The 17,165-nt window shown below is 67.2% G+C and carries 10 protein-coding genes and 2 pseudogenes; 8 read left to right on the top strand and 4 right to left on the bottom strand.

Annotated elements, in window-relative coordinates:
• Positions 1–6 precede the first annotated feature (6 nt).
• Both AC1G9C_RS16795 and AC1G9C_RS16790 read left to right on the top strand, forming a co-directional pair.
• Entirely contained in the window at positions 7–861 is an 855-nt protein-coding gene (locus AC1G9C_RS16795; protein ID WP_457787649.1) for an efflux RND transporter periplasmic adaptor subunit, read from the top strand.
• 107 nt (positions 862–968) lie between these two features.
• Positions 969–3,392: a bifunctional diguanylate cyclase/phosphodiesterase gene (locus AC1G9C_RS16790; protein WP_480408250.1), complete on the top strand. Its 2,424-nt coding sequence runs from the start codon at positions 969–971 to the stop codon at positions 3,390–3,392.
• A 115-nt stretch (positions 3,393–3,507) separates the two neighbouring features.
• On the opposite strand, the gene codA is transcribed toward AC1G9C_RS16790, so the two are convergent.
• From codA to AC1G9C_RS16770, 4 genes are all read right to left on the bottom strand, one after another.
• Entirely contained in the window at positions 3,508–4,743 is a 1,236-nt protein-coding gene (gene codA, locus AC1G9C_RS16785; RefSeq protein ID WP_480408249.1) for a cytosine deaminase, read from the bottom strand.
• A gap of 100 nt (positions 4,744–4,843) precedes the next feature.
• Positions 4,844–5,314, bottom strand: coding sequence for a MaoC family dehydratase (locus AC1G9C_RS16780; RefSeq protein ID WP_021444428.1), 471 nt, complete (start codon positions 5,312–5,314; stop codon positions 4,844–4,846).
• Positions 5,311–6,261: an alpha/beta hydrolase gene (locus AC1G9C_RS16775; protein ID WP_480408248.1), complete on the bottom strand. Its 951-nt coding sequence runs from the start codon at positions 6,259–6,261 to the stop codon at positions 5,311–5,313. The genes AC1G9C_RS16780 and AC1G9C_RS16775 overlap by 4 nt, the downstream gene beginning before the upstream one ends.
• A 63-nt stretch (positions 6,262–6,324) precedes the next feature.
• The gene (locus AC1G9C_RS16770) at positions 6,325–7,059 is read right to left on the bottom strand and encodes a substrate-binding periplasmic protein (RefSeq protein ID WP_480408247.1); all 735 of its coding nucleotides are present in this window, start codon (positions 7,057–7,059) and stop codon (positions 6,325–6,327) included.
• Positions 7,060–7,093: 34 nt separating this feature from the next.
• Here AC1G9C_RS16770 and AC1G9C_RS16765 point away from each other — a divergent pair, with 34 nt between their 5' ends.
• From AC1G9C_RS16765 to hrpA, 6 genes and pseudogenes are all read left to right on the top strand, one after another.
• Positions 7,094–7,252, top strand: a complete 159-nt coding sequence (locus AC1G9C_RS16765) for a hypothetical protein (RefSeq protein ID WP_480408246.1) — start codon at positions 7,094–7,096, stop codon at positions 7,250–7,252.
• The gene (fadD2, locus tag AC1G9C_RS16760) at positions 7,242–8,930 is read left to right on the top strand and encodes a long-chain-fatty-acid--CoA ligase FadD2 (protein ID WP_021444431.1); all 1,689 of its coding nucleotides are present in this window, start codon (positions 7,242–7,244) and stop codon (positions 8,928–8,930) included. The genes AC1G9C_RS16765 and fadD2 overlap by 11 nt, the downstream gene beginning before the upstream one ends.
• 403 nt (positions 8,931–9,333) lie before the next feature.
• Positions 9,334–11,022: a long-chain-fatty-acid--CoA ligase FadD1 gene (gene fadD1, locus AC1G9C_RS16755; RefSeq protein ID WP_021444432.1), complete on the top strand. Its 1,689-nt coding sequence runs from the start codon at positions 9,334–9,336 to the stop codon at positions 11,020–11,022.
• 97 nt (positions 11,023–11,119) lie between these two features.
• Positions 11,120–11,842: pseudogene (locus AC1G9C_RS16750) on the top strand (cache domain-containing protein); the annotation flags it as partial.
• Between the two features lie 162 nt (positions 11,843–12,004).
• Positions 12,005–12,997, top strand: a pseudogene (locus AC1G9C_RS16745) (methyl-accepting chemotaxis protein); the annotation flags it as partial.
• Positions 12,998–13,094: 97 nt separating this feature from the next.
• The gene (gene hrpA / locus AC1G9C_RS16740) at positions 13,095–17,132 is read left to right on the top strand and encodes an ATP-dependent RNA helicase HrpA (RefSeq protein ID WP_480408245.1); all 4,038 of its coding nucleotides are present in this window, start codon (positions 13,095–13,097) and stop codon (positions 17,130–17,132) included.
• The last annotated feature ends 33 nt before the right edge of the window (positions 17,133–17,165 follow it).

Genomic DNA, 17,165 nt, shown 5'->3' with positions numbered 1-17,165 from the left:
ATGTCCATGCGTGCGAGCATTCGCCTCGGCCTCACCCTGAGCCTGGTGGCAGCGGCCCTGCTGGCCGGCGCCTGGCTGTGGCAGCACTACCTGTATTCGCCCTGGACCCGCGACGCGCGGGTGCGCGCCGAGGTGGTGACCCTGGCCCCGGATCTGACCGGCTGGGTCACCCAACTGAAGGTGCGCGACAACCAGCGGGTTGCGGCCGGCGAGCTGCTGCTGAGCCTGGATCGCGAGCGCTATCAGGTGGCACTGGAACAGGCCCAGGCGGTGGCCGAGACGCGGCGCCAGCAACTGCTGCTGCGCGAGCACGAGGCCAGCCGTCGCGTGCGCCTGGGGCCGCAGGCGATCAGCGCCGAGCTGCGCGACAACGCCCAGATCAGCGCCGAGATCGCCCGCGGCGAGTATCGTCAGGCGCAGGTGGCGGTCAAATCCGCCGAGCTGGACCTGGCGCGCAGCGAGGTGCGTGCACCGCGCGCCGGCCAGGTGACCAATCTGCGCCTGGCCGAAGGCAACTATGTCAAGGCCGGCGAGCCGGTGCTGGCACTGGTGGACGAGGCGTCGTTCTATATCCAGGCCTATTTCGAGGAGACCAAGCTGCCGCGCATCCGCGTCGGCGCGCCGGTGGACATCTGGCTGATGGGCGGCGACCAGCCGTTGCGCGGCGAGGTGGAGAGCATCAGCCGCGGCATCACCGACCGCAACGCCAGCCCGGACGGCCAGCTGCTGGCCGACGTCGAACCGACCTTCAACTGGGTACGCCTGGCGCAGCGGATTCCGGTGCGGATCAAGCTCGACGAGCTGCCCGAGGGCCTGCTGCTCAGTGCGGGAATGACTGCCAGCGTGCGGGTGGCGCAGTAGCCTGGGGCGACGCCGGCGGCCACCGCGTACCGTCCGGCCAGCGGAACCCGGTGCCCGGACGGCAGCTCTATACTCAAGCCAGGTCGTGCATGAGTCGGAGGCAAGCCGTGCCAACGTCGCGTTCCACCCACCAGGAACACCTGTGCCTTAACCGTGCGTTGCGCACTTTGAGCGGCTGCAACCGGGCGCTGCTGCGCGCCGAAAACGAAGCCAGCCTGCTCCAGGAGATCTGTCGGGTCATAGTCGAGCAGGCCGGTTACCGCCTGGCCTGGGTCGGCCGCGCCGAGCACGATCCGGCGCAAACCGTCACTCCGCTGGCCCATGCCGGGGTCGAAAGGACCTACATCGACTCGCTGAATATCTCCTGGGGCGACAACGAACGCGGCCACGGCCCCTCCGGCACCGCGATCCGCACCGGCCAGCTGAGCCTGACCCACAACCTGCTGACCGACCCGAACACCGCGCCCTGGCGCGAAGGCGCCATCCAGCACGGCATCGCCTCGGTGATGTCGCTGCCGCTGCGGGTCGAAGGGCGGATCTTCGGTGCCCTCGGCATCGGCGCGCCGGAACCCGATGCCTTCGGCCCGCAGGAAATGGCGTTGCTCAGCGAGGCCGCCGAGGACCTGGCCTTCGGCCTCGAGACCCTGCGCGGCAAGGCGCGTCGCATCCAGGCCGAGCAGGAGATCCAGCGCCTCAATCGCGCCCTGTCGACGCGGGTGGCGGTCAACCATGCGCTGATCCACGCCGACGCCGAATCCGCGCTGCTCAAGGAAGTCTGTCGGGTACTGGTGGTCGACTGCGGCTACCGCCTGGCCTGGGTCGCCTATCGCCAGGAAGACCCCGCCGAGCCGGTACGCCAGGTCGCCTACGCCGGCGACGATCACGGCTTCCTCGCGCGGGCCGAGGCCTGGGCCGCCAGTGCCGAGGGCCAAGCCTACATCCAGCGAGTCGATGCCCGGCTCGAGAGCGGCCGGCCACTGGTCATACGCAACCTACCCGAGGAGCCGGTGGACGGGTTCCTGAGAGACGAGGCCAAGGAGCACGGCTTCGCGGCGACCATAGTGCTGCCGCTGCGAGTGGACGACCGGCTGATCGGCAAGCTGGTGATCATGGCCGCGGCGAGCGACACCTTCGACGAGCAGGAGGTCGAGCTGCTGTTCGCCACCGCCAACGACCTTGGCTTCGGCATCGCCACCCTGCGCACCCGCGATCGGGCGCTGCAGGCCGAGGCGACCATCAGGCGCATGGCCTATGCTGACGAGCTGACCGGCCTGCCCAACCGCCTGCGCCTGCGCGAGTTGCTGGAAGCTGCGATCGCCGAAGCCAAGCAGGAACACCGGGCGCTCGGTCTGTTGCAACTGGAGGTCGGGCGCAACCAGGCGATCAACGAAACCCTCGGCTACCGCGAAGGCGACCGCCTGCAGCAGGCCATCGCCGCTCGCCTGGTACAGGCGGTGGGCGCCGGCAACAGGCTGGCGCGTATCGGTGAAAGCGAGTATGCCGTGCTGATGCCCAGCGGCGGCGCCGAGCAGGCGTCGCAACTGGCGCAGAAGATCCTGGTGGCGCTGTACGAACCGATCGACCTGAGCGGGCTGCTGCTCGATACCCGCGCCAGCATCGGCATCGCCCTCTATCCCGGCCACGGCACCGATCCGGACGCCCTGATCCGCCGCTCGGCCAGCGCCATGGATCAGGCCAAGCGTTCCAGCGCCGGCTATGCGCTGTTCCAGGGCGGGATGGACCGCGAATGCGCCCAGCACCTGACCCTGATGAGCGAACTGCGCCGGGCGATCAACGGCAACCAGCTGCTGTTGCACTATCAGCCGAAACTGCAGATCGCCACCAACAAGGTGTGCGGCAGCGAGGCCCTGGTGCGCTGGCAGCATCCGCAGCATGGTCTGCTGCCGCCCAACGACTTCATCAAGCTGGCCGAGAGCGCCGGGTTGATCACCCCGCTCACCTACTGGGTGCTCGACGCGGCGCTGGGCCAGAGCTACGCCTGGCGCGAGGAAGGCGACGAGCGACCGGTTTCGGTCAACCTCTCGGCCCACGACCTGCGCGACCCCAAGCTGCTCGAACGCATTCGCGGCACCTTCGCCACCTGGGGCGCCGAGCCGAACTGGGTCGAATTCGAGCTGACCGAAAGCGCGCTGATGGACGATCCGGTCGCGGCGCTGGAGACCCTGACCCAACTGAAGAACCTCGACACCCGGCTGACCATCGACGACTTCGGCACCGGCTACTCCTCGCTGGCTTACCTGCAGAAGCTGCCGGTGGATTCGCTGAAGATCGACCAGTCCTTCGTCACCCGCATGCTCAGCGACGACGATGACTCGGCGAAGATCGTGCGCTCGATCGTCGAGCTGGCGCACAACCTCGAGCTCGAGGTGGTCGCCGAAGGCGTGGAGAACCAGGAGACCCTGACCCGTCTGGGCAACTTCGGCTGCGACATCGCCCAGGGCTTCTCGATCAGCCAGCCGCTGCCCGGCGACAAGTTCCGCGCCTGGGAAGCCCTGTCGGCCTGGCACTGAGCAAGCCCCCTACGACCGGCGCATTTCCCGTGGGACGCAGCGAGGCTCGGCACCGGTTTCGCGGCCGAGACCGCTCCGGCGGCAGCGCGGCATGGCCGCCCCCTTCAGCCAAGCATCAGGCCCGTTCGACCCGCGCCGGCGTACGGCGCATCAGCACCCTGCCGTGGCGGATTGATACCAGCGCGTGGCCCTGACTGCGCAGCATCTCGTAATCGTCCGGTGCCGAGAGGATCAGCAGGTTGGCCGGACGGCCCACTTCCAGCCCATACCCTTCACCCAGGTTCAGCGCGCGCGCCGAGTTGTCGGTGATCAGGTCCAGGCTGCGCTTGAGGTCGTCGTAGCCGAGCATGTGGCAGATGTGCAGGCCGGCTTCGAGGATGCGCAGGATGTTGCCGTTGCCCAGCGGGTACCAGGGGTCGACGATGGAGTCCTGGCCGAAGCACACGTTCATCCCGGCACGGTCGATTTCCGCCACGCGGGTCAGGCCCCGGCGTTTCGGGTAGCTGTCGAAGCGGCCCTGCAGGTGGATGCTCTCGGTGGGGCAGGAGATGAAGCTGATGCCGCTCAGCTTCAGCAGGCGGAACAGCTTGGAACAGTAGGCGTTGTCGTAGGAGCCCATGGCCGTGGTGTGGCTGGCGGTGACGCGCGCGCCCATGCCACGCACACGGGCTTCCTCGGCCAGCACTTCGAGAAAGCGCGAGTTGGGGTCGTCGGTCTCGTCGCAATGCACGTCCACCAGACAGCCCGTGCGTTCGGCCAGGTCCATGAGGAACTTGATCGAGGCCACGCCCTGGTCACGGGTGTTCTCGAAGTGCGGGATGCCGCCAACCACGTCGGCGCCCAGCGCGATGGCCTGTTCCATCAGCGCGCGGCCACCCGCGTACGACTCGATGCCCTCCTGGGGGAAGGCGACGATCTGCAGGTCGATCAGCTGGCGGGTTTCCTCGCGCACTTCGAGCATGGCCTTGAGCGCGGCCAGGCTCGGGTCGGTGACGTCGACGTGGGTGCGCACGTGCTGGATGCCATGGTCGACCAGCATGTCGATGGTCTTCTTGGCGCGGGTCTTGGTGTCTTCATGGGTGACCAGCGCCTTGCGCTCGGCCCAGCGCTCGATGCCCTCGAACAGGGTGCCGCTCAGGTTCCAGGCCGGCTCGCCGGCGGTGAGGGTGGCGTCGAGGTGGATATGCGGTTCGACGAAGGGCGGCACGACCAGGTTGCCGGCGGCGTCCAGGTCGCCTTCTGCGATGGGATTCGGGGCGTGCTGGGCGTCGATGGCGGCGATACGCACGCCGTCCAGGGTGATGCGCTGCAGGCCGTCGCGGCCGCGCAGGCGGGCATTGTGGATGATCATAGGGGCGGGCTCCAGGGGCGGCGGTCAGCCTGGCGGCTGAGGGTGGCGCAGAAGGTGCCGAGCAGGGGCTCGGCACCGGGTCCCGGCATTCGGCAGGCCGTCAGCCGATGCTCACCTGCGGCATGGCCGGCATGGTCACGGTCTGCTCGCTGGCCGGGGCGAGCACTTCGGCTTCGCCGTCGACCACCTGTTTGCCGTCCTGGTTGAACACGCGGGTGGCGATGCGCACGCGGTTCTTCGGCAGCTTTTCCAGCACTTCCAGCTGTACCGTCAGGCTGTCGCCGAGCTTCACCGGGCGGGTGAACTTGAGCTGCTGGCCGAGGTAGATGGTGCCCGGGCCGGGCAGGCGGCAGGCGATCGCCGCGCTGATCAGCGCGCCGCTGAACATGCCGTGGGCGATACGCTCCTTGAACAGCGTCTCGGCGGCGAAGGCGGCGTCCAGGTGCACCGGGTTGTTGTCGCCGGAAACGGCGGCGAACAGCTGCACGTCGCGCTCTTCCACCCGCTTCTCGAAACTGGCCTGCTGGCCGACTTCGAGGGCGGCATAGGGGATATTGGTGACCTGGGTCATGGGGACTCCTTGCGAGGTTGCCGACTGTGGCTCAGCGCCTGCTGCAGCCAGTCGATCAGGTGGGCGGTGACCTCGTCGCGGTTGCTCTCGTTGAGCAGCTCGTGGCGGGCCTCGGGGTAGATCTTCAGTTGCACGTCCTTGATGCCGGCCTGGCGCAGGGCATTCGCCAGGTGGCCCAGGCGCTTGCCGTCGCTGACCGGGTCGCGCGCGCCGCCGATCACCAGCAGCGGCAGGTCGGCGTCGATCTGCGCCAGGTTGGCCGGCGGGGTGATCTGCTGCAGGCCGTCGAGCAGGTCGCACCACAGCTGGGTGGTGCAGACGAAGCCGCACAGCGGGTCGGCGACGTACTTGTCCACTTCGGCCGGGTCGCGGCTGAGCCAGTCGAAGGCGGTGCGGTTGGGCTTGAACGCCTTGTTGAACGAGCCGAAGGAGAGCCAGTCGATCAGTTTGCTGCGCCCCTTGGGGCCCAGGCGCCAGCGCTCGAAGCCGGCGATCAGCCGCGCGATGCGGTACAGCGCCACGGGCTGGTAGTTGGAGCCGGACAGCACCGCGCCCTGCAGGCTGCAGCTGTGACCCATCAGGTAGGCCATGCCGATGTAGCTGCCCATGCTGTGGCCGAGCAGGAAGATCGGTGCCTGCGGATGCTGCTGGCGGATATGGTGGTTGAGGGTGGCCAGGTCGCCGACCACCTTGTCCCAGCCGCCTTCGTCGGCGTAGTGGCCGAGTGTGCCGTGCGCCGCGCTCTGGCCGTGGCCGCGCTGATCCAGGGCATAGAGCGCCACACCCGCCGCCGCCAGCGCCTCGGCCAGGCGCGCATAGCGCAGGCTGTGCTCGGCCATGCCATGGGCGAGCATGACCACCGCCCGCGGCGGCTGCTCGGCATGCCAGTGGTTGACCTGCAGCGGCTGGCCGTCGCTGGCGTTCAGGGTGAATGCGTCGTGGCGCATGGCGAATCCTTGTGCCGGAAGTTGGCCGCATTGTGCACCGCGCACCGTGCGGCGCAAAGCCTGTCAGGGATTGGCGCTGTGGCGCCGCAGAATCTGCATGTATTCGCCGCTGGCATGCAGGTCGCGCAGGCCCTGCTCGAAGATCGCGCTCCAGTCGGTTTGCCCCGGCTGCGCCGGGACGAAGCCCACCAGCAACGGGATGCGCTCCAGGGCGCGGCCGTGCCAGCGCAGCTGGCCGTGCAGTTGCGGGTCGCCGGCGATCAGGTATTCGCCGACCCGGCGCTCCAGCAGCACCAGGTCGAAACGCCCGGCGTGCAGCTTGCGCAGGTTGCTGATGTCGTCCACCGCTTCCTCCAGCGTCAGCCCGGCGTCGAGGATGCGCTGCGGGTAGCCGTAGCCGCGGACGATGCCGAGCTTCTGCCCGGCCAGTTGCTGCAGGCGCTGGAAGCGCAGCTCGTGGCCCTGGCGGACGAACAGGCCGAGTTCGCTGTAGAACAGCGGGCGCGAGGCGATCAGGCCTTCTTCGCCGATCTCCCGGGGCCACAGCGCCAGCGCGCCCTGGTAGGTGCCGTTGCGCAGTTCGGCGCGCACCCGCGCCCAGGGCAAAAAATCGATGTGCGCCGCGTAGCCGCGCAGGGCGAAGGCGCGGCGGGTGAGGGCGACGATGCTGCCGCCGTCGTCCAGTTGCTGCGAGGCGTAGGGCGGGTACTCCAGGGTGGCCAGGCGCGGGCCGGGCTCGGCCTGGGCCAGGGCGCAGGTCAGCAGGAGCAGGCAGGCGAGTAGGGCGAGTGGCGGCATCGAGGTCGAGTTCGGGCTGGAGCGCTCATCATAGATGTTGCGCAACGAAAGTGCCGGGTGGGCTGCGAGATTCAGCCCATCAATGACGCCTTTGAGCTATTTGCGCAACGGCGCCGAGCTGCTACTTTCCGGGCAGTCCCGCAGCGCGGGCCAGACCATTTCAGGGGAAGAGGACAACAACAATGCAACCTGATTTCTGGAGCGACAAACGGCCGGCCGGCGTGCCCAACGACATCGACCTGGCCAGCTACAAGTCGGTCATCGAGGTGTTCGAGCGCTCGTGCAAGAGGTTCGCCGACCGCCCGGCGTTCAGCAACCTCGGTGTGACCCTGACCTACGCCGAGCTCGATCGCCTGTCCGCGGCCTTCGCCGCCTACCTGCAGAAGCACACCGACCTCAAGCCGGGCGAGCGCATCGCGGTGCAGATGCCCAACGTGCTGCAGTACCCCATCGCCGTGTTCGGCGCCATGCGCGCCGGGCTGATCGTGGTCAACACCAACCCCCTGTACACCGCGCGCGAGATGCGCCACCAGTTCAAGGACGCCGGCGTGCGTGCGCTGGTCTACCTCAACATGTTCGGCAAGCTGGTGCAGGAAGTGCTGCCGGACACCGAGATCGATTACCTGATCGAAGCCAAGATGGGCGACCTGCTGCCGAGCCTCAAGGGCTGGCTGGTCAACACCGTGGTGAAGAAGGTCAAGAAGATGGTGCCCGACTACCATCTGCCCCAGGCCATCGCCTTCAAGCAGGTGCTCAAGCAGGGCCACGGCCAGGCGCTGACCCCGGTCAAGGCCAGCCATGACGACATCGCCGTGCTGCAGTACACCGGCGGCACCACCGGGGTGGCCAAGGGCGCCATGCTCACCCACGGCAACCTGGTGGCCAACATGCTGCAGGTCGACGCCTGCCTGTCGCAGCTGGGCGACGACGGCAAGCCGCTGATGAAGCAGGGCCAGGAGATCATGATCGCGCCGCTGCCGCTATACCACATCTATGCCTTCACCGCGAACTGCATGTGCATGATGGTCAACGGCAACCACAACGTGCTGATCACCAACCCGCGCGACATTCCCGGCTTCGTCAAGGAACTGGGCAAGTGGAAGTTCTCCGCGCTGCTGGGGCTGAACACCCTGTTCGTCGCGCTGATGGATCACCCCGAGTTTAAGAACCTCGACTTCTCCAACCTCAAGGTCACCAACTCCGGCGGCACCGCCCTGGTCAAGGCCACCGCCGAGCGCTGGCAGGCGATGACCGGCTGCACCGTGGTGGAAGGTTACGGCCTCACCGAGACCTCGCCGGTGGCCAGCACCAACCCCTATGGCGACAAGGCGCGCCTGGGCACCGTGGGCATCCCGGTGCCGGGCACGGCGTTCAAGGTGATCGACGACGACGGCAACGAGATGCCGCTGGGCGAGCGCGGCGAGCTGTGCATCAAGGGCCCGCAGGTGATGAAGGGCTACTGGCAGCGCGAAGAAGCCACCGCCGAGGTGCTCGACGCCGAGGGCTGGTTCAAGACCGGCGACATCGCGGTGATCGACCCGGACGGCTTCGTGCGCATCGTCGACCGCAAGAAGGACATGATCATCGTCTCCGGCTTCAACGTGTACCCCAACGAGATCGAGGACGTGGTCATGGCCCACCCGAAAGTCGCCAGCTGCGCGGCCATCGGCGTGCCGGACGAGAAATCCGGCGAGGTGGTCAAGCTGTTCGTGGTGCCGCGCGACGGCGGCGTCACGGTCGAAGAGCTCAAGGCCTACTGCAAGGAAAACTTCACCGGCTACAAGGTGCCCAAGCACATCGTGCTCAAGGACGCCCTGCCGATGACCCCGGTGGGCAAGATCCTGCGTCGCGAACTGCGCGACATCGCCTGAGCCGCAAGCTCCTCCGTCGTTCCGGCGGAGGAGCTCCCGCCTTCCATGCCGTGACGGCATTCCATTTGTGGTGATTTGGTAACCGAGCGGATGAGGTTCGGACGCCTTTCATCGAGCGCAATCCCCCTTCGCGCCCGCCCAAGACATCGGCGATGTGCGCTGCAATAGGCGAGCTAGAGGCGCTGCCTGGTTTTCAGGCGGGGTGAACTGCTTGTGACCGGTCGGTCTATTTTAGTCACTTTTATAACTGTGCGGCCCAGGTTGGGTGCTGGTCGGCCTTTGGCAAAGCTGCTACTCTCGGCGCGCTTTCGGGGCGTCTGGCCCATGGAAAAGCGAGCTAAACACACAACAAACAACCGCCTGCGCGCGGTGAAGATCAGCTGTTGCTTAGGAGTGGGCTTCCATGACCGAAAACTTCTGGAAGGACAAGTATCCCGTTGGGGTTGCTGCCGAAATCAATCCCGACCAGTACCCGAACATCCTCGCGGTGCTGAAGGAGTCCTGCCAACGCTTCGCCGACAAGCCTGCTTTCAGCAACCTGGGCAAGACCATCACCTACGGCGAGATGTACCAGCTCTCCGGTGATTTCGCCGCCTACCTGCAAAAGCACACCGACCTCAAGCCCGGCGACCGCATCGCCGTGCAGCTGCCCAACGTGCTGCAGTACCCCGTGGTGGTGTTCGGCGCCATGCGCGCTGGCCTGGTGGTGGTCAACACCAACCCGCTGTACACCGCGCGGGAGATGGAACATCAGTTCAACGACTCCGGCGCCAAGGCGCTGATCTGCCTGGCCAACATGGCCCACCTGGCCGAGCAGGTGGTGCCCAAGACCGGCGTCAAGCACGTGATCGTCACCGAAGTCGGCGACATGCTGCCGACCTTCAAGCGCCTGCTGGTCAATGCCGTGATCAAGCACGTGAAGAAGATGGTGCCGGCCTACAACCTGCCGCAGGCGGTCAAGCTCAACGACGCCCTGGCCAAGGGCCGCGGCCAGAGCTTCAACGAAGCCAGCCCGAGCAACGCCGATATCGCCGTGCTGCAGTACACCGGCGGCACCACCGGCGTGGCCAAGGGCGCCATGCTCACCCACCGCAACCTGGTGGCCAACATGCTGCAGGTCAAGGCGCTGATGGGCGCCAACCTGGACGAAGGCTGCGAGGTGCTGATCGCGCCGCTGCCGCTGTACCACATCTACGCCTTCACCTTCCATTGCATGGCGATGATGCTGATCGGCGGCCACAACATCCTGCTGACCAATCCGCGCGACCTGCCGGCGGTGGTCAAGGACCTGGCCAAGTACCGTTTCACCGGTTTCGTTGGCCTCAACACCCTGTTCGTCGCCCTTTGCAATAACGAGGAGTTCCGCAAGCTGGACTTCTCCAGCCTGAAGGCCACCTTCTCCGGCGGCATGGCCCTGCAGCTGGCCACGGCCGAGCGCTGGAAGGAAGTCACCGGCTGCGCCATCTGCGAAGGCTTCGGCATGACCGAGACCAGCCCGGTGGCCACGGTCAACCCGTTCAGCGCCATCCAGCTCGGCACCATCGGCATTCCGCTGCCTTCGACCCTGTGCAAGATCATCAACGACGAGGGCCAGGAACTGGCCATCGGCGAGATCGGCGAGCTGTGCGTCAAGGGCCCGCAGGTGATGAAGGGCTACTGGCAGCGCCAGGAAGCCACCGACGAGATCCTCGACGCCGACGGCTGGCTGAAGACCGGCGACATCGGCCTGATCCAGGAAGACGGCTACCTGCGCATCGTCGACCGCAAGAAGGACATGATTCTGGTGTCCGGCTTCAACGTCTACCCGAACGAGCTGGAAGACGTGCTGGCGACCCTGCCGGGCGTGCTGCAGTGCGCCGCCATTGGCGTGCCGGACGAGAAATCCGGCGAGGCGATCAAGGTGTTCGTGGTGGTCAAACCGGGCGAGAGCCTGACCAAGGAGCAGGTGATGGAGCACATGCGCGCCAACCTCACCGGCTACAAGGTGCCCAAGGCCGTGGAGTTCCGCGACGTGCTGCCGACCACCAACGTCGGTAAGATCCTGCGCCGCGAGCTGCGCGACGAAGAGCTGAAGAAGCTGGGCAAGAAGTGATTCGCCCGAGCTGACCCGAAAAACCCGCTGCGGCGGGTTTTTTGTTGCCCGCCATCCCTGGCGCCCCCCTGCGAGACCGTCGCAGGCGACGCCAAAAATGGCTCCTGGCAATTGTTTGTTGCGCCCGGTAACGGCCATTCGAGGCGCGGTCACGCCGCGCCGACCTGAATCTTCCCCGACGACTTTACGGCTGGTCCGACCAGTTTTTGTGTTTCTCTATTTTTCTGACGTCAGAATATCGGCAATATGCCACTCCCTTAACCCCCTGATGTTGCAAGGTGCCGTGACCATGCTCGCCCGACTGCGTTTGCGCTCCAAAGTCCTGCTGTTGGCCCTCGGCCCTATCTGCCTGCTGACCCTGCTGCTCTCCAGCATCGCCATGGTGGTGCTCGACAACCTGGCCGCCCAGCAGGAGGCGCAGACTCGCGCCAAGCTGGTGGAGGATCGCAAGAGCGAGATCAAGCAGTACGTCGAGCTGGCACTGAATGCCATCGCCCCGCTGTACCAGGCCTCGGCCGACGGCGACCTGGCGGCTCGCGACGAGGCGGTGCAGGTGCTCAAGCGCCTGTCCTACGGCGTCGACGGCTACTTCTGGGGCTACGACACCGGCACCCGCCGGGTGCTGCAGGGCAACACCGACGACAAGATCGGCGAGGACTTCAGCGGCTACCGCGACCCCAATGGCATCTACGCCATCCGCGAGCTGGTGCGGGCGGGCATGGATAACAGCCACTACGTCGACTACAGCTTCGTGCTCGGCGACAGCCAGGAACTGGTGGCCAAGGTGGGCTATGCCCATTACCTGCCGAAGTGGAAGCTGGTGTTCGGCACCTCGGTCAACCTCGATGGCGTCGAGCGCGACGTGCAACTGGCCCGCGACGAGTTCCAGCGCAGCACCGACCGCCTGTTGCTGGTGATGATCGGCTCGGCCGTCGGCCTGCTGCTGGTGCTGACGCTACTGGCCCTGCCGCTGGCGGCGTCGATCGCCCGGCCGGTGCAGCTGATCAAGGCCAACCTCGACGACATGGCCGCCGGCGACGGCAACCTGACCCATCGCTTGCCGGTCGCCAGTCGCGACGAGCTGGGCGAGCTGTCCGCCTCGTTCAACCGCTTCGTCGAGAAGATTCACCTGCTGGTGCAACAGGTGGCCGGCACCACCGGCAGCCTGTCCGGACTGGTCGGCGCCGTGGCCAGCCAGGCGCAGCGCTCCGAGCAGGCCATGGAGCGGCAACGCCACGAGACCGATCAGGTCGCCACGGCGATCAACGAGATGTCCGCCGCTGCCCATGAAGTGGCGCAGAGCGCCCAGCGCGCGGCCGAGGCGGCGCGCGATACCGACGCCGAAGGCCAGTCGGCCAAGCGCGTGGTCGATCAGAGCGTGCAGTCCATCCATCATCTGGTGGGCGAGGTACGCGCCAGCAGCGAATCGCTGGAAACCCTGCGCCAGGACGTACAGGGCATCGTCAGCGTGCTCGAAGTGATCCGCGCCATCGCCGACCAGACCAACCTGCTGGCGCTCAATGCCGCCATCGAAGCCGCCCGCGCTGGTGAGGCGGGGCGCGGTTTCGCCGTGGTCGCCGACGAGGTGCGCGCCCTGGCCAGTCGCACCCAGCAGAGTACGGGTGAGATCCAGGGCATGATCGACCGCCTGCAGAACACCACCGACGAGGCCGTGACCACCATGCAGCGCGCCACCCAGATGGGCGACAGCACCCGCGAGCAGGCCACTCGCGCCGGCACCTCGCTGGATGCCATCGCCCAGTTGATCGGCACCATCAACTCGATGAACGCGCAGATCGCCAGTGCCGCCGAGGAGCAGACCGCGGTGGTCGAGGAGATCAACCGCAGCGTGCACCAGATCGCCGTGGCGGTGGACGGCGTGGCCAACGACGCCGTTGAGGGCGCGCAGACCTCCCGCGACCTCAACGGCCTGGGCGAACGCCTGCGGCGCCTGGTGGGGCAGTTCCAGATCTGACGCGGCTGTCCGTGGCGTCGACGGCGGTCGTCTTGGCCGGGGCAAATCTGCGACAATCCGCGGCTGCCTCCCAGACGACTCGCCCAGCACGGCCCCCATGACCGACGCCAGCCCCAGCTTCGACCAACTGCACAAAAATCTCGATCAGGCCCTGCAGGCCGACCGCCATCGCCTGCGCCGGCAACTGCACGAGCTGCAGAAAAAACCGGACGAGGCCAAGCTGGCGCAGTGGCTGGAGCGCTTCCAGGCCTCCTGCGCCAAGGTGCTGGCGCGCCAGCGGAGCGTGCCGCCGATGCGCTACGACGACGCGCTGCCGATCGCCGCCAAGCGCGACGAGATCAAGGCCGCGCTGGAAAAGAGCCAGGTGGTGGTGATCGCCGGCGAGACCGGCTCGGGCAAGACCACCCAGTTGCCGAAGATCTGCCTGGAGCTGGGCCGCGGCGTGCACGGCCTGATCGGTCACACCCAACCGCGGCGCCTGGCCGCGCGCAGCGTGGCGACAAGGGTGGCCGAGGAGATCGGCACCAAGCTGGGCGAGCTGGTCGGCTACCAGGTGCGCTTCGAGGATCAGAGCAGCGACAGCACGCTGATCAAGCTGATGACCGACGGCATCCTGCTGGCCGAGACCCAGCACGACCGCTTTCTGGAAAAGTACGACACCCTCATCGTCGACGAGGCGCACGAGCGCAGCCTCAACATCGACTTCCTCCTCGGCTATCTGAAGACCCTGCTGCCGCGTCGCCCGGATCTGAAGCTGATCATCACCTCGGCGACCATCGACCTGGAGCGCTTCTCCAAGCATTTCAACGACGCGCCGATCATCGAGGTGTCCGGCCGCACCTACCCGGTGGACACCTGGTACCGGCCGCTGGCGGCCGAGGTGGACGAGGAGGGCGAGCGCCTGCTCGACGACCTCTCCATCGACCAGGGCATCCTCGCCGCGCTGGACGAGATCGCCGCCCATGAGCGCGAGGTCGGCAAGCGCCCCGGCGACGTGCTGGTGTTCCTGCCCGGCGAGCGCGAGATCCGCGAGGCCGCCGAAGTGCTGCGCAAGGCCAACCTGCGCCACACCGAGGTGCTGCCGCTGTACGCGCGGCTGACCCCGGCCGAGCAGCAGAAGATCTTCGTGCCGATGCCGGGGCGCAAGATAGTGCTGGCCACCAACGTCGCCGAGACCTCCCTGACCGTGCCGGGCATCCGCTATGTGATCGACAGCGGCACCGCGCGTATCAGCCGCTACAGCTACCGCGCCAAGGTGCAGCGCCTGCCCATCGAACCGGTGTCGCAGGCCAGCGCCAACCAGCGCAAGGGCCGCTGCGGGCGGGTCGAGCCGGGCATCTGCATTCGCCTGTACAGCGAGGAGGATTTCCTAGGCCGCCCGGAATTCACCGACCCGGAAATCCTCCGCACCAACCTGGCGGCGGTGATCCTGCAGATGCTGCACCTGCGCCTGGGCAGCATCGAGGACTTCCCCTTTATCGAGCCGCCAGACGGCAAGGCCATCAGCGACGGCTTCAACCTCTTGCAGGAGCTGTCGGCGGTCAATCGCGAAAGCCAGCTCACGCCCATCGGCCGCCAGCTGGCGCGCCTGCCCATCGACCCGCGCCTGGGCCGCATGGTGCTCGAAGGCGCCAGGCAGGGCAGCCTGGAGGAGATCCTCATAGTCGCAAGCGCTCTATCGGTGCAGGATCCGCGCGAACGGCCGATGGACCGCCAGCAGGCCGCCGACCAGGCGCATGCGCAGTGGAAGGACGTGGACTCGGATTTCGCCGCGCTGATCAACCTCTGGCGCGGTTTCGAGGAGCAGCGTCAGGCGCTGGGCGCCAACCCGCTGCGCAGCTGGTGCAAGAAGAACTTCCTCAACTACATGCGCCTGCGCGAATGGCGCGATGCGCACCGCCAGCTGGTGCTGATCGTCCGCGAGCTGAAGCTCGAAGGCGAACGCGGCATCGGTCGGAGCGGCCTCGGCCGCGAACCACAGCCGGCGGACAGCAAGGCCCCGCAACCGACCAAGGACACCCGCGTCAACGCCATCGCCCGCCAGCAGGCCGAGGTCAGCGAGGCGGCGGTGCGGGCGAAGAACTACGCCGCCGTGCACAAGGCCATCCTCGCCGGCCTGCTCAGCCAGATCGGCCAGAAGACCGAGGACGGCGACTACCTCGGCGCGCGCCAGCGGCGCTTCTGGATTCACCCGTCCAGTGTGATCGGGCGCAAGAAGCCCAACTGGGTGATGGCCGCCGAGCTGGTGGAAACCACCAAGCTGTTCGCCCGCATGGTGGCCAAGATCGAGCCGGACTGGATCGAGCCGCTGGCTGGCCATCTGGTGAAGAAGAACTATCTGGAGCCGCACTGGGAGAAGAAGCGCGGCCAGGTGGTGGCCTTCGAGCAGGTCACTTTGTACGGCATGATCGTGGTCGCTCGCCGCCCGGTGCACTACGGCCCCATCGACCCGCAGGTTTCGCGTGAGCTGTTTATCCGCGAGGGCCTGGTGCGCGGCGAGATTAACAGCCGGGTGCGCTGCCTGACCGCCAACCGCCAGTTGCTCGAACGCCTCGACGAGCTGGAGGCCAAGTCGCGCCGCCGCGACATCCTCGCCGATGAAGAGACCTTGTTCGGCTACTACGACGCGCGCATCCCACAGGACATCTACCAGACCGCCAGTTTCGAGGCCTGGTACAAGAAGGGCAGCGCCGCCGACGCCGGGCTGCTGATCATGCGCGAGGAAGACGCCCTGGCGCGCGACGCCAAGGACGTCACCGCCGCGCAGTACCCGGACAATTTGCGCATCGGCGAGCTGCAACTGCCGCTGAGCTACCACTTCGAGCCCAACCATCCGCGCGACGGCGTGACCCTGCGCGTGCCGGCGCCGCTGCTGCCACAACTGCAACCCGAGCGCCTCGAATGGCTGGTGCCGGGGCTGCTGGAAGCCAAGTGCATCGCCCTGGTGCGCGGCCTGCCCAAGGCGCTGCGCAAGAACTTCGTGCCGGTGCCGGACTTCGTCGGCGCGGCGCTGGACAAGCTGGTGTTCGGCCAGGGCTCGCTGCCGCAGGCGCTGGGCCAGGAGCTGCTGCGCATGACCGGCGTGCGGGTCTCCGACGAGGCCTGGGCCGAGGCCGCTGCCGGGCTGGAAAACCACCTGAAGATGAACATCGAGGTGGTCGACGCCCACGGCAAGTTCCTCGGCGAAGGCCGCGACCTGGCCGAGTTGACCGCGCGTTTCGCCGAGGCCAGCCAGGCCGCGCTGGCTATCCCGCAGCAGAGCGACAAGCCGAAAGCGGTGGAGGCCAAGGCCTTCGCCGAGGTCGCCGAGAAGGCACAGCAGAAGATCGCCGGCCTCTCCATGACCGTCTATCCGGCGCTGGTGGAGGAGGCGGGTGTGGTCAAGGAAGGGCGCTTCCCGACCCAGGCCGAGGCGGATTTTCAGCATCGTCGGGCCCTGCAACGGCTGCTGCTGCAGCAACTGGCCGAGCAGGCCAAGTTCCTCCGCGGCAAGCTGCCGGGGTTGACCGAACTGGGCCTGCTTTACCGCGAGATCGGCCGCGTCGAGGCGCTGGTCGAAGACATCCTGCTGGCCAGCCTGGACGCCTGCATCCTCGACGGCGAAGCCAGCCTGCCGCGTGACGGTGCCGCCCTGGCGCAACTGGCCGAGCGCAAGCGCGGCGACTGGACCGCCCACGCCGAACGCATCGCCCGCCAGGTGCTGGAGATACTCAAGCTGCACCATGGCCTGCAGAAGCGCTTCAAGGGCAAGATCGACCTGGCCCAGGCCATGGCGCTCAACGACATCAAGCAGCAGCTGGCGAACCTGGTCTATGCCGGTTTCGTGCGCGAGACGCCGGGCGAGTGGCTCAAGGAAATCCCGCGTTACCTCAAGGCCATCGAACAGCGCCTGGACAAGGTCGGCGCCCAGGTGCAGCGCGACCGCGTATGGACCGGCGAGCTGAGCGGCTACTGGCAGCAGTACCAGGCGCGTGCGGCCAAGCACGCCCAGGAGGGCAAGCGCGACCCCGAGCTGACGCTGTATCGCTGGATGCTGGAGGAATACCGCGTGTCGCTGTTCGCCCAGCAGCTGGGCACCAAGATGGCGGTGTCGGACAAGCGCCTGAGCAAGCAGTGGAGTCAGGTCGAGGCCTGATGCCGAGAGGGCAGAGCCCGCCCAATCACAGTC

It is taken from the genome of Pseudomonas sp. ABa2 (assembly GCF_056676075.1).
Note: the sequence above shows the minus strand (reverse complement) of the source record. Positions and strands in the feature narration are given on the sequence as shown.